The 13,940-nt window shown below is 41.2% G+C and carries 12 protein-coding genes; 2 read left to right on the forward strand and 10 right to left on the reverse strand.

Annotation, left to right across the window (positions count from 1 at the left end; translation table 11 throughout):
- Position 1: 1 nt before the first annotated feature.
- Complete coding sequence (gene aceE / locus RMB13_RS03095; protein ID WP_005300635.1) at positions 2-2,719, reverse strand: pyruvate dehydrogenase (acetyl-transferring), homodimeric type; 2,718 nt, start codon at positions 2,717-2,719, stop codon at positions 2-4.
- A 250-nt stretch (positions 2,720-2,969) separates the two neighbouring features.
- A complete protein-coding gene (locus tag RMB13_RS03100) occupies positions 2,970-3,662 on the reverse strand; it encodes a M23 family metallopeptidase (protein ID WP_005038016.1) in 693 nt (230 codons plus the stop codon).
- Between the two features lie 107 nt (positions 3,663-3,769).
- Between RMB13_RS03100 and RMB13_RS03105 the strand changes: the two genes are divergently transcribed.
- Entirely contained in the window at positions 3,770-4,210 is a 441-nt protein-coding gene (locus RMB13_RS03105; RefSeq protein ID WP_003654086.1) for a DciA family protein, read from the forward strand.
- Positions 4,211-4,307: 97 nt separating this feature from the next.
- Here RMB13_RS03105 and lpxC read toward each other — a convergent pair whose 3' ends face one another.
- From lpxC to gshB, 8 genes are all read right to left on the reverse strand, one after another.
- Positions 4,308-5,210, reverse strand: a complete 903-nt coding sequence (gene lpxC / locus RMB13_RS03110) for a UDP-3-O-acyl-N-acetylglucosamine deacetylase (protein ID WP_005038014.1) — start codon at positions 5,208-5,210, stop codon at positions 4,308-4,310.
- A 110-nt stretch (positions 5,211-5,320) separates the two neighbouring features.
- Positions 5,321-6,496: a cell division protein FtsZ gene (gene ftsZ, locus RMB13_RS03115; protein ID WP_003654090.1), complete on the reverse strand. Its 1,176-nt coding sequence runs from the start codon at positions 6,494-6,496 to the stop codon at positions 5,321-5,323.
- A gap of 164 nt (positions 6,497-6,660) precedes the next feature.
- Complete coding sequence (ftsA, locus tag RMB13_RS03120) at positions 6,661-7,923, reverse strand: cell division protein FtsA (RefSeq protein WP_004790064.1); 1,263 nt, start codon at positions 7,921-7,923, stop codon at positions 6,661-6,663.
- 60 nt (positions 7,924-7,983) lie between these two features.
- Positions 7,984-8,838, reverse strand: coding sequence for a cell division protein FtsQ/DivIB (locus tag RMB13_RS03125; protein ID WP_311084387.1), 855 nt, complete (start codon positions 8,836-8,838; stop codon positions 7,984-7,986).
- Positions 8,839-8,840: 2 nt separating this feature from the next.
- Positions 8,841-9,767 carry a D-alanine--D-alanine ligase gene (locus tag RMB13_RS03130; protein ID WP_017391045.1) on the reverse strand — a complete coding sequence of 309 codons (927 nt, stop codon included), beginning with the start codon at positions 9,765-9,767 and terminating at the stop codon, positions 8,841-8,843.
- A 37-nt stretch (positions 9,768-9,804) separates the two neighbouring features.
- A complete protein-coding gene (gene murC, locus RMB13_RS03135; protein ID WP_080027987.1) occupies positions 9,805-11,253 on the reverse strand; it encodes a UDP-N-acetylmuramate--L-alanine ligase in 1,449 nt (482 codons plus the stop codon).
- Between the two features lie 11 nt (positions 11,254-11,264).
- A complete protein-coding gene (murG, locus tag RMB13_RS03140) occupies positions 11,265-12,362 on the reverse strand; it encodes an undecaprenyldiphospho-muramoylpentapeptide beta-N-acetylglucosaminyltransferase (RefSeq protein ID WP_003654098.1) in 1,098 nt (365 codons plus the stop codon).
- Between the two features lie 237 nt (positions 12,363-12,599).
- Positions 12,600-13,544 (reverse strand): glutathione synthase, encoded by a 945-nt coding sequence (gshB, locus tag RMB13_RS03145; protein ID WP_005038008.1) that lies wholly within the window; start codon positions 13,542-13,544, stop codon positions 12,600-12,602.
- A 160-nt stretch (positions 13,545-13,704) separates the two neighbouring features.
- Between gshB and RMB13_RS03150 the strand changes: the two genes are divergently transcribed.
- Entirely contained in the window at positions 13,705-13,917 is a 213-nt protein-coding gene (locus RMB13_RS03150) for a DUF1737 domain-containing protein (RefSeq protein WP_002122004.1), read from the forward strand.
- The last annotated feature ends 23 nt before the right edge of the window (positions 13,918-13,940 follow it).

Raw genomic sequence — 13,940 nt, forward strand, 5'->3', positions numbered from 1 at the left:
CTTAGTTCCCCTCACCTGTTTGCGCTTCATGGTATTCAGCAACTGCTTGAACTTCTGGATGTGCTTGTGGAGCCCATGCCACTGGACGATCAGTATCTAACTCAAAGTTAGAAATTGCATCTTTAACTAAACGTGCATCTACTTCACCTTCGTCAGCTAATTTTTTCAAAGTAGCAACAACGATATGTGCAGCATCAACACCAAAGAAACTACGCAAGTTAGCACGTGTATCTGAGCGACCATAACCATCTGTACCCAACGCAACAAATGGGCGGCCATCTGGAAGATAGGCACGGATTTGTTCGCTATAAGCACGCATATGATCTGTTGCTGAAACAACAATACCTTCTGTACCGCGTAATTGTTTAGACACCCAAGACTCTTTCACTTCTTCAGTAAGTGGGTGTAAACGGTTGTATTCTTCACACGCCATACCATCACGAGACAACTCATTGAAGCTTGTTACACTCCAAACGTTTGAATGGATTTGGTATTCATCACGTAAGATTTTCGCAGCTTTGATCACTTCACGAAGAATTACACCTGAACCAAGTAATTGAACAGTTGCTTTTTCATCTTTTTCGAACAAGTACATACCACGTTTAATGCCTTCCTCAGCGCCTTCAGGCATTGCAGGATGCTCGTAGTTTTCGTTCATTACAGTTAGGTAATAGAACACACGCTCTTGGTTCACATACATACGTTGTAAACCATCATGTACGATTACAGCTAATTCGTAACCGAAACATGGGTCATAAGATACACAGTTAGGAATCGTGTTCGCCAAGATATGTGAATGACCATCTTGGTGCTGTAAACCTTCACCGTTCAATGTGGTACGACCAGCAGTTGCACCTAACAAGAAACCTTGAGCTTGTGCATCGCCCGCTGCCCATGCAATGTCACCAATACGTTGGAAACCAAACATTGAGTAGTACATGTACATTGGAATCATTGGCAAGTTATTGGTTGAATAACTTGTTGCCAACGCAGCCCATGCGCTCATCGCACCAGCTTCGTTAATCCCTTCTTGAAGCATGTGACCGTCACTTGCTTCACGGTAATGCATTAACTGTTCTTGGTCTTCTGGGGTATATTTTTGACCGTGAGCAGCATAAATACCAAGCTGACGGAACATACCTTCTAAACCAAATGTACGCGCTTCATCTGGAACGATTGGCACTACGCGGTCTTTAATTGCTTTTTCTTTGAGTAAAGAAGCAATTAAACGCACCATCACCATGGTCGTTGATTGTTCTTTGCCTGCAGAACCTTTTAATACTGCATCAAATACAGATAATTCAGGAATCGCTAAAATTTCACTCTCTTTACGACGTGCAGGTAAATAGCCACCTAAAGCTTCACGACGCGCCTTCATATACTTCATTTCTGGAGAGTTTTCACTTGGGCGGTAGAATGGAAGCTCTTCTAACTTATCATCTGTAAATGGCAGGTTGAAACGGTCACGTACATATTTCAAAGAGTCGATCTGCATTTTTTTGATTTGGTGAGTTTTGTTCACCGCTTCAATTTCTTCAGACAAACCGTAACCTTTAACAGTTTTCGCAAGAATAACTGTTGGTTGACCTTTAGCTTTCATTGCTTCTGCATAGGCAGCAAAAACTTTGTACGGGTCATGACCACCACGGTTAAGATTATCGATGTCTTCATCGCTTAAATCTTTTACAAGTTCCGCAGCTTCTGGGTACTTGCCAAAGAATTTCTCACGTGTATATGCACCACCTTTCACTTGATAGCGTTGATACTCACCATCAACTGTTTCGCCCATTACCGCTTTTAAAGCACCAGTGCTGTCTTTTGCAAGTAGCGGATCCCAATGACGACCCCATACCACTTTAATGACACGCCAGCCCGCACCACGGAATAAAGATTCTAATTCTTGAATGATTTTACCGTTACCACGTACAGGACCATCTAGACGCTGTAAGTTACAGTTAACCACCCAAATTAAGTTATCAAGCTTTTCACGACCAGCAAGTGAAATTGCACCAGTACTTTCTGGTTCATCCATTTCACCATCGCCAAGATATGCCCAGACTTTACGATCTTCTTCTTTGATCAAGCCACGGTTCATCAAATATTTTTGAATGTGCGCTTGATAAATCGACATGATTGGACCAAGACCCATTGATACAGTTGGGAATTGCCAATAGTCCGGCATTAAATATGGATGTGGATAGCTTGGTAAACCGTTACCACCAACTTCACGGCGGAAATTACTTAACTGTTCTTCAGTTAAACGTCCTTCTAGGAATGAACGTGCATAAATACCAGGAGCACAGTGTCCTTGGTAATAAATCATATCTCCGCCAAAGTTATTGCTGTTTGCGCGGAAGAAATGGTTAAAACCTACGTCATATAATGTTGCACTTGATGCGAAGCTCGCCAAGTGTCCACCTAAATCATCACCTGTTTTATTCGCGCGAAGTACCATTGCTAAGGCATTCCAACGAATCAATGCACGAATACGGCGTTCCATATCTTGGTCGCCTGGCATTGCAGGTTGTTCTTCAACAGAAATTGTATTTAAGTAAGGTGTATTGAGACGTTGAATGGGAACATGCTTAGCAATTGCTTGTTGGTAAAGTTTTTCCAATAAGAATGCCGCGCGCTCAGTTCCCATATGTTGTAAAACTGAATCGAATGCATCTTGCCACTCTTGGGTTTCTTGTGCATCGGAGTCACCGTAAAACGCCATAATTCACCTGTTCCTTGTTCTTTAATCTACTTTGTATTTTTACCACGTTTTACCCCTCTCTAGTTATTGCCACGGGTGAATGTGAGGGGGGCCTATTATTTTCTGAATGAATAGTCATTGACCGAGCATTAAACAAAATAACAAAAAAACGCCAATAATGGCGTTTTTTTATACAATCTTTACGTTAAAAAAGGTTTAAGTTAATTTCAGATTCATAAATTCAATAACCTTAACCTTTTTCACTATGCTTTTAAGGAAGCATCGCCAAGTAAGTTGTTGGATTCTTACGTTGACCATCTTTTACTACTTCATAGTGCAAATGTGGACCAGTACAGCGACCAGTACAACCTACATTGGCAATATGTTCACCTGCAGAGACTTGTTCACCTACACGTACCATTAAACGAGAAGCATGCGCATAGCGTGTTAAATAGCCATTCCCATGGTTAATTTCAACATATTGACCATAGCCAGTACCCCAACCAGATTTGGTTACAATACCTGGGCCTGTAGCATAAATTGGCGTACCACTTGGAGCAGCCATATCCAATCCGCCATGATGTTCGGCACGACCACCCATCGTACGGCCACCAAAGTTGGAAGAAACACGTACTGTATCAGGAAGAGGATGAGAAACTAACCACGAATAAGCATTTGAAGAAGAGGTATTGAAAGAGTTCTTAGCTGTCGTATTGCCATATTTTTTAGCGAGTGACTCATTGTTGAGCTCAACCGTTTTTTGGCGTAAGGTCACTGAAACTTTCGCACTCGCTGGAAGATCTAAATCATCAGGATGAGTATATGAACCTTGAGATAATGTTTTTGATAGTTGTTCCAATCGATCTGAATCAGTAGATTGGTTAATTGTTTGATAATCTGCAAAAGCAACTGATGCTGCCGAAGCGGCAAGTGAAAACGCTAATAAAATACGACGCGTGTGCATAAAAACCTCTTGAAACTGTTCTTACTTAAGTTCCTTATGATCTCTTCCTTGATATCGATTGAAATGAACGCTTAAGATGAAGACAAGAATCTATCCGAGAATGACCCATGTCTAAACCCGATAACGTTTTTCAACAATCCGGAAAACACATAAAAACAGGAAACCTTACGTTTCTAACAACGCAAGTCGCGCAATGGCAAAGACTTACGAAAATTATCCAACCCTTATTGCCCCAACCGGAACAATGGCAGGTCGTGTGTTATCAAAATGGTTCTTTGATCATTACTGGTGAAAATCAGGCGATGATTAGTCAACTCAGTTATTTACAGAACCAATATGTATCTAAATTATCTCAACTTGAAGGGTTAAAAGACCTACAAAGAATTCAGGTTCGCTTGAGAAATAAAAACATTCCAAATCCACCCTCATCTGAGCCATCTAAACCCATCCCCCCGGAAACACAAGAAATGTTACGTAGTGCAGCCGACTTTGTGAGCGACCCTAAGCTTAGCCAAGCTTTACTACGTTTGGCAAGCAATAAAAAATGACGAGCTATATATTTAAAGAAAAGTTCAGCCATATTTATGTGACAAAATTCACACTTTAAAATGTTACATTATAACATGACCAAATAAAGACAATGACTTATGTCACACTCACATATGGAATTGGACATTCATTCTCGTCATCAAATGTTACAATTTCATAATTACTCGGATCACTTTGAACATTGCGTAACAACTGATTATTTAAAGCATGTCCCGATTTATAACCATCAAACTTGGCAATAATTTGATGACCAAGCAAATACAAATCACCTACTGCATCTAAAATCTTATGTCTCACAAATTCATCAGCGAAACGTAAGCCTTCTTCGTTAACAACACCCGTGTCATCTACACCAATCGCATTATCTAAACTTGCACCTAAAGCTAAGTTATTTGCTTTGAGATAATCCAGATCTTTCATAAAACCAAAAGTACGAGCTTCACTGACTTCATATACAAAAGTTTCAGTAGAAAAGTCGATAGTCGCAGATTGATATTCTTTAGCAAATGCCGGATGGTCAAAATCAATCGTAAAATTTAACTGAAAGCCATTATGCGGGCTAAAAATTGCTTTTTTATCATCGATTAATGCTTCAACTGGTTTTAATATTCTTATAAATTTTTTCGGCGCATCCAGCTCACGCAATCCACCTTGCATTAACAGGTAAATAAATGGGCCAGCACTTCCATCCATAATCGGAACTTCGGACGCAGATACCTCAACAATAAGGTTATCAATCCCCAAACCTGCAATTGCGCTCATCACATGCTCAATCGTTCCAACTTTTATATCTCCAATTACTAAATTGGAGCACATGAAAGCTTCTTGAATCAGCAAAGCATTCGCATGGATTTCCACAGGTGGATCTAAATCGATACGACGAAATACAATACCTCCATCCACGGTATGTGGAATGAAATTGATCATCACTTTTTGACCGCTATGAAGACCTATTCCACTCGCTTTTACCACACGATTGAGAGTACGTTGTTTCACCATGCTTTGTAACTTCTTTTTTAAAACCGCTATACGTTAGCATATTTAGTGATTGATCAAAAACAAAAAAAGGCAGTGATTAAACACTGCCTTTTTTAAAATCTAATAATATTTTACTTACGTTGCTGATTTTTCAAGTAATCTTGAATGCTCATCGGAGAAGAACGCGGAGAAGAACTTGCAGTACTACTCACTTCATTGTCTGCATTTTGACGCTTATTAATAGCAGGAACATCATCTTCATCAACAGATTGAGCTGATTGAGTCGATGCATGACTTACCGTATTGCGTTTTCTCGGCTCTGCATCTGCTGCATTTCGTGTTAAACCAGTTGCAATTACTGTTACACGTAATTCATCACGCGCATCTGGATCAAATACAGTACCGTAGAAGATTTCACCTTCATCAAGGTCAACAATCTGGTTCACGACATCAGTAATGATTTCAGTTTCGCGTAAAGTAATATCATCACCGCCAGTAATGTTAATCAACACACCTTTAGCATTAATAATATTTACGTTATCAAGCAATGGACTACGGATAGCCTGTTCAGCAGCTTGACGTGCACGATCTTCACCACGGCCTAAACCAGCACCCATCATGGCATAACCACGTGTACTCATTGCAGTTTTCAAATCGGCGAAGTCAAGGTTAATATGACCACGGTTTACAACAAGGTCAAAGATACTACGTACAGCGTTTAACAATACATCATCAGCTTTTTTATAAGCATCTTTCATTGAAATATCGCCATATACGCTGAGTAAGCGCTGGTTAGGGATAATAATCAATGAATCAACATGTGCTTCAAGCGCTTCAATACCACGTTCAGCAGACTTTAAACGGCGACGGCCTTCAAAGTTAAATGGGGTTGTCACAACACCAACAGTCAAAATACCCATTTCTTTGGCAACTTCAGCCACCACAGGTGCCGCGCCTGTACCCGTACCACCACCCATACCAGCGGTAACGAATACCATATCCGTACCTTCAAGATGGTGACGAATAATTTCACGGCTTTCTTCTGCTGCAACTTGCCCTACTTCAGGGTTAGCACCAGCACCTAGACCACGTGTACTTTGCTCGCCTAACTGAATTTTGAAAGGTGCATTCATACAGTCCAGTGCTTGTTTGTCTGTATTGGCACAAACGAATTTAACACCTTGAATATCAGACTGCACCATATGTTGAACGGCATTACCGCCACCACCACCTACACCAAATACAGTGAAACGGGCTTGACCGTTGCCATCGTTTAGTTCATCTTCTATAAATTCAAATGAGGCCATGACCTTTAGGGTTCCTAATACATTATGGCAGTCACTTCAGCCCGTATACTGCCTTGATTTTCAAAAATAACTAATTTTAAGAATGCTGTGCAATACAAACCTTGTCAAGTACAGTGGTTTTCTCTTACAACTTCCTAACAATTCTACCAATAAATCCATACATCCTAAAAAATGGCTTTTAGCTTGCTATTAAACGCATTCCAGCCATTTACCATTCGTTCCCATACCGAACGGTCATTTGCCTCTTCAGGCTCTTCAACAGCTTCTTGCAACTCACTTTGGCTAAACATGAGCAAACCAGCTGCTGTTGCATACATCGAACGACGTAACGCGGCTTGATGCTGATCATCAGCATAAACCTGTAACGGTGGATTGCCCAAATGTGCAGATACCCCCAACATACGGCGAGCCAAACTCACCATACCTTCGATTTGACAAGCATCACCTGTCAGCACTACACCATGGTATAAACCATGAATTGCACCGCTATTTTCGAGTTCATCGCGAATCTGGCTAAAGATCTCTTCATAACGGGCAATAATAATTTCTGACAACTCAATTCGACTAATGGTTTGAGGGCCATCAATTCCTTCTACCTGAATCATGTGATCTGGCTTAACAGCACTTAAATCAACACAACCATACAGAATTTTAATGCGTTCAGCTTCTTCTGTCGTGGTTTGCAATACAGCCGCAATATCACGCGTAACGTGCTCACCACCGCGTTGCAATGTACGTGCCAGAGCCAAACGCCCATCTAGATAAACCGCAAGATTGGTAATGCCTGCGCCAATATCGACCAGACAAACACCATATTCTTTTTCATCTTTAAGTAAACTTGCCTCAGCGGTTGCCAAGCAAGATACCACCATTTTTTCAACCCCGATATTTGCACCTTTCATGGCGCGATCAAGGTTTTGCATAGTCGCTATAGGCATCATCATTAACTGATAATGTCCTGTCATACTATGGGCAGTCATGTTAATTGGATTCTGTACCCATTCAGCAGAATCACCCAATTCAAAGCCTAACGGCACTGCGCTTGCTAAATAGTAATCAGAAGTCACATGACTTGCTTTTGCCAATTCTAACGCGCGCACAACTTCGTTTGTTGTAATAACATGTGCTGGATTAGCGACTGGTGTGCGACCAGAGGCATAAAAACTTTGCAACTCGGTACTCGGAATCGATACCCATGCGCTATGAATGCGACATTCGGCCATATTTTCCGCTTCAGCAACAGCATTTTTAATCGCAGCGATGACTTTATCGAGGCTTACGATTTTTCCTTTATTCATGCCTCGATTGCGAGCAGTTGCCATACCGATAACTTGAATGTTATCCGGCGCATGAATTTTTCCAATCAAAACTGAAACTTTATGCGTCCCAATGTCAATCGCAACAACTGAGGGAACAGCTTCATTCATCACTCATACCATTTCTTTGTTGTTTAATACCAGGCAAATTGCCTATTTTAAAGCCACGTATTATGGCTTTGCTTTTGTTCCACCTGCAATGCTTGTGTCATCAATCGTTACAACAAACTGACCATTCACAATTTTAGGTGGTGTTGCGTTCTTCCATTGAATAGATAATCCATTACGATATCGCAAATCAATGGCTGAGATTTTCGACCACACCGGTTTTAAGTCAGATTGTGCCAGATGACTTAAACGTTGCAACTTATTCATTGTTTGATCTTGGTCAACGATAATTCGTAAACCTGTGTCAAACTGCATAAACCAAGTCATTCGCTCCGTCAGATATAACTCTTTTAGGCGCAAATTGGCGGGGTGGAATAATTGATTGATTTCATTATAGCGTCGCATCATCATTTTCGACTGGCTTACCGGACCATGTAGTAACGGAAGCTCAGGATGAATTGTCGACTCCGCCTCACTGAATACATCGCCTCCATCGCTTAACAAGCGACCTGTTCCCCAACGGGCGATGGCATGTCGAGGCATAACACGAACACGAATACCATTGGGCCAGGCACGAGATACAACAACTCGGTCTACCCACGAAATTTCTAATGTTTTGTCACGAATCTGTTCTAAATCAGATGTGAAATAATTCGCTTTTATAATTGGAGCAACATGCTGCATCACTTGTTGTGTTTCAACTGAAGACGTCGACCCTACAACCTCTAGCTTTGCAACTTTCGCATCTGTAATAACTTTATATAGCCCATAAATTCCGACTGCCAGCACTACAAAAGCAATAACCAACAGCACCCATCCACCAGCATTCGCAAGCTTCTGCTTACGTGTAGGCGGTTTATCATGAATAGAGGTGATGGCCGCACGTTTACGGCGCATGGAAGCCGGAAGTTGTGCCATATTTAAGCCGTACCTTCCAATGTTTGCTCAAGAATGGCAACACACAATTCATCAAAACTATAGCCAACAGCTTGAGCAGCTTTTGGAACTAAAGAGTGGCTGGTCATACCTGGCACAGTGTTGACTTCTAAAAGCCAGAAATTACCCTGCTCATCCTGCATCGCATCAATACGGCCCCAGCCTTCAGCACCAACTGCTTGAAAAGCACGTAAGCACAATGCTTGTAGGTTTTTCTCTTCTGTCTCACTTAGACCACAAGGAATACCGTACTCAACATCATTACGTTCATATTTTGCTTCATAGTCATAAAAAGCAACGTCTGCTGGTGGTTGTAAACGAATAACCGGCAAAGGCTGTCCATTTAAGAACGAGATTGTGAATTCACGACCTGTGATCCATTTTTCTGCCATCACAACAGCATCGTGCTGGGTCGCCTTTTCAATTGCAGCAGCAAAGTCTTCTGCTTTCTCAACCTTACTCATGCCCACGCTTGAGCCTTCATGTACAGGTTTGATAATGACAGGCAAGCCTAGCTCAGCAATAACCGCATCTAAATCTGTATCTTTAGTAATAATACGATATGGCGCTGTAGGTAAATCGCTACCTTGCCAGATTTGCTTGGTTTTGACTTTATCCATGCCAATCGCAGAACCTTGCACACCTGTTCCTGTATAAGGCAGATTTAACCATTCAAGTACGCCTTGAATCTGGCCATCTTCACCGCCACGACCATGCAATACAATAAATGCACGATCATAATTTACAAGTTCAGTCACACTGCGGTCTTGCGGATCAAATGCTTCAGCCTGAACACCTGAGCGTAACAAAGCATCCAGAACTGCCTGACCACTATCTAAAGACACAGCACGCTCAGCCGATTTCCCACCAAATAGCACGGCAACTTTGCCGAATTTTGTAGCATTTGACACGTTTAAATCCTTAACCCGATAATTCAATACTTTTTGTTTATTTCATATACAAATTGTGTTGTGCAAGTTCTACTGAAATTGCTCCAACGTTACCCGCACCCTGCGTTAATAACAAGTCATTTGGTTGTAACACATTTTGCATGATGTTTTGCAAATTACCTTCAACCGGATCGACCAAAATCGGTTCCACCTGTCCACGTAAACGAATACTACGCGCCAAAGTACGGCTGTCTGCACCTACAATAGGCTTCTCACCGGCAGGATAAACTTCCAGTAATAATAATTGATCGACTTGAGAAAGCACTTCAATAAAGTCATCAAAACAATCGCGGGTACGAGAGTAACGGTGTGGCTGGAATAACATAACCAAACGACGATCTGGATGGCTCTGGCGAGCAGCTTTAATAGTCGCTTCTACTTCTTTCGGATGGTGCCCATAGTCATCAACTAGCTTAACGTTACCATCGGCAAGTTCAAACTCACCTTGTACTTGGAAGCGACGACCAACACCACTAAATCCTGCTAATGCACGGCTAATTGCATCATCAGAAACACCTTCGTCAGTCGCAACACCAATAGCAGCTAGAGCATTTAAGATGTTATGCATACCCGGTTGGTTGATGGTTAAACGTAGCGGCTCACGACCTTTACGTAACACCGTGAAGTGTGAACGCATACCATCTTGTTCAACATCAATTGCGCGAATGTCGTTATCTTCATTAAAACCATAAGTAATAACTGGGCGGCCTACACGTGGCATAATTTCACGAATGTTGGCGTCATCACCACAAACTACAGCCAAACCATAAAATGGTAAGTTATGAAGGAACTGTACGAACGTATCTTTTAATTTATCAAAGCTACCTTCATAGGTATCCATATGGTCAGCATCAATGTTCGTTACAATGGCCGCCATTGGTTGCAAATAAAGGAAAGACGCATCTGACTCATCAGCTTCAGCCACGATAAAACGACTTTCGCCCAGTGCAGCATTTACACCTGTGCTATTAAGTAAACCACCAATGACATAGGTTGGATCAAGGTTTTCTTCAGCCAACATGGTGGTTAAAAGACTTGTAGTAGTGGTTTTACCATGCGTACCAGCTACAGCAATACCATGACGGTAACGCATAAGCTCACCTAGCATCTCTGCGCGGCGTACGATTGGAGTACGTTGCTCAATCGCTGCTTTAATTTCTGGATTTTCTGGATCAATCGCTGTAGAAACTACAAGCACATTGGCATTTTTAATATTTTCCGCTTGATGGCCAATATAAACCTTGATGCCATTTTGCTCTAATTGTTCTGTAGTCTTAGATGCTTTAATGTCTGAACCAGAAATTTTATAACCTTGGTTACCCAATACCTCTGCAATGCCACACATCCCAGCACCACCGATCCCCACAAAATGAATGTGTTTGATACGGCGCATTTCAGGCACTTTAATCAGTTTTTTTGCTTGGTTCGCAGCTGTTGATGGAGACATAGTAAATCCGATTACATTTTTTGGATAAGATCAACCACATGCTGAGTCGCATTTGGTTGGGCATGTTGACGCGCTTTCACTGCCATTTCTGTAAGTAATTGGCGGTTCATCAGCGAAGTGAACAATTCATTTAAAACATCTGGTGTCATAGTCGATTGCTGGCAAATTTTTGCAGCGCCGATATCAGCCAGAAATTTGGCATTCGCAGTTTGATGGTCATCAACTGCTATCGGAAGTGGTACAAAAACTGCAGCAACGCCTGCTGTTGCAACTTCCGTCACCGTTAATGCTCCAGCTCGGCAAATAATTAAATCAGCTTCACTATAAGCCTTTGCCATATCTTCAATAAACGGCAAAACCTGCACCTTTAAGTTGGCTGGTGCATCTGCATAAAGTGCTTGAGTTGCTTCAACTTGCTGTTGACCACTTTGATGAAAAATATTGAGTGGAACTTGTATTTTTTTGAGCGCTGGCGGTAAATGTTCATTAAGCGCTTTTGCACCTAAAGAACCGCCGACAATTAAAATATTTAAAGGTTGTCCCGCTTGCTCACGCGCATCATAACGCCACTTAGAGCTTAAAATATCGGTGATTTCACGACGTACCGGATTTCCGGTTGTAACAACTTTTTCACTAACAGGAAAAGTATTTGGAAATGCTTCACACACGACTTTAGCAACACGCGCTAGCTGTGCATTGGTAAAACCAGCAACCGCATTTTGCTCGTGAATAAGTACTGGAATACCTAACAATCGTGCTGCTAAACCACCAGGCCCCGCAACATAACCACCAAATCCAGCCACAGCATCAACTTTAAGCTGTTTCATATAGCGCATTGCGCTTAAAGTCGCTTTTAAAATTTTAAAAGGCGCAGCAAGTTTACGGATCACACCGTTCCCACGAACACCTTGAATATCAATTTGATAAATTGGAATATTTTGATCTTTTAATAATCGATTTTCCATACCTGTTGGCGTGGCTAACCATGAAACCTGACAACCTTGTTGTTGAAGTTGTTTGGCTACGGCGAGGGCTGGAAAAACATGTCCACCTGTACCGGCAGCCATCATCATGACATGTTTGGGTTTGCTTTGCTGTGAATCGGTCACGGTCTAATTCTTCAACTCAAAAAACAATGGAAATTGTCATCTATTTTTGTAGCCGTTTATTTTAATCCTAAAGCTTCATTAACGAAAAGCTAATTTCACTCGTTTATAACAGAAAGATGTGCTTTTTTGAAAATATGCCTACAAAGCACTAGCGTATTTCATATTGTGATTTTATTAATTCATATATTTTCAGGTGATTTCCCATAAATACCGCTGAAAATCACCTGAAATAAATAATTAAGCCGTACGACCAGCTTCTAATACATCAAACAGATTATCGGCAATTGATGTACCAAATTGAGCATCAATTTCACGAATACATGTTGGGCTGGTGACATTAATTTCAGTGACATAATTACCAATCACGTCTAAGCCAACAAAAATCAAACCTTTTTCACGCAAGAAAGGACCAATTTTAGCTGCGATCAGCTTATCATTTTCAGTAAGCGGACGCGCTTGACCTAAGCCACCTGCCGCCAAATTACCACGCACTTCACCGTTTTGGGGAATACGAGCTAGGCAATAAGGAATAGGTTCACCATTTACCATCAAAATACGCTTATCCCCTTCTACAATCTCAGGAATATAACGTTGAGCCATAATTGGACGAGTACCTAACTCTGTCAGCATTTCCAACGTTGAACCAATGTTTACACCATCTTGATATAAGCGGAAAATTCCCGTACCGCCCATGCCATCAAGTGGTTTCACAATGACATCGCCATGTTCTTTAAGAAATTCACGAATTAAACTTTGCTGAGATGTCACAAGTGTAGGTACTTGCAGCTCTGGGAACTGCGTTGCAAATAGCTTTTCATTGCAATCACGCAATGACTGAGGCTTATTGATAATCCATGAACCTTCGCGTTCAGCTTGCTCAAGCACGTAAGTCGTATAGACAAAATTCATATCAAACGGTGGATCTTTACGCATCAATACCACATCGTAAGCCGCGATAGATTCTTTTTTCTTTTCGCCCAATTCGTAATAATGATTGTAATCTTCAAATACTTTTAATGGCGAGATTAGACCGTAAGCCTTACCTTGATCGATATATAAATCTTGTTGTAATGCATAACCCAATTCATGTCCACGACGGCTCGCCGCCCACAACATTGCCATGGTTGAATCCTTTTTAAGATTTACGGTTTCAATCGGATCCATGACGACAAGTACACGCATGCTCAAGCTCTTCATAAAATTTAAATTAGCATGAGTATAGCTGAGATTTTTCACTCGTTTTTCTTAATTTCAGTAAATCGTTATCTGTTATTCCTTTAACTAGAACTCAAGTAAATTCAGTTAAACTATGACCATAAAATATTATTTTTAAAGGCTAAAGATGAAACTTTATCGCTATTTAACCGGCCCTGATGACTCTGCTTTTTGTGCACGAGTAACTAAAGCACTGAATCATGGCTGGGAATTATATGAAGCACCAACCATGACCTTTAATGGCACGCATGTCATTGTGGGGCAAGCAATTTGCAAAACAATTGACGAGAATTATGATCCAGAAATGGATATTTTAGATGTTCTCAAAAATAATGCTTAATCCTCAGGGGGAGTTTTTATTGT

It is taken from the genome of Acinetobacter sp. V102_4, assembly GCF_031799005.1.
Classification (GTDB): domain Bacteria; phylum Pseudomonadota; class Gammaproteobacteria; order Pseudomonadales; family Moraxellaceae; genus Acinetobacter; species Acinetobacter calcoaceticus.

Coding starts and splice junctions, on each gene's coding strand:
- aceE (WP_005300635.1), bottom strand. CDS start 2,719: ATGGCGTTTTACGGTGACTCCGATGCACAAGAAACCCAAGAGTGGCAA.
- ftsA (WP_004790064.1), bottom strand. CDS start 7,923: ATGAATGAAGCTGTTCCCTCAGTTGTTGCGATTGACATTGGGACGCAT.
- RMB13_RS03150 (WP_002122004.1), top strand. CDS start 13,705: ATGAAACTTTATCGCTATTTAACCGGCCCTGATGACTCTGCTTTTTGT.
- RMB13_RS03105 (WP_003654086.1), top strand. CDS start 3,770: ATGTCTAAACCCGATAACGTTTTTCAACAATCCGGAAAACACATAAAA.
- ftsZ (WP_003654090.1), bottom strand. CDS start 6,496: ATGGCCTCATTTGAATTTATAGAAGATGAACTAAACGATGGCAACGGT.
- gshB (WP_005038008.1), bottom strand. CDS start 13,544: ATGCGTGTACTTGTCGTCATGGATCCGATTGAAACCGTAAATCTTAAA.
- RMB13_RS03100 (WP_005038016.1), bottom strand. CDS start 3,662: ATGCACACGCGTCGTATTTTATTAGCGTTTTCACTTGCCGCTTCGGCA.
- lpxC (WP_005038014.1), bottom strand. CDS start 5,210: ATGGTGAAACAACGTACTCTCAATCGTGTGGTAAAAGCGAGTGGAATA.
- RMB13_RS03125 (WP_311084387.1), bottom strand. CDS start 8,838: ATGGCACAACTTCCGGCTTCCATGCGCCGTAAACGTGCGGCCATCACC.
- murC (WP_080027987.1), bottom strand. CDS start 11,253: ATGTCTCCATCAACAGCTGCGAACCAAGCAAAAAAACTGATTAAAGTG.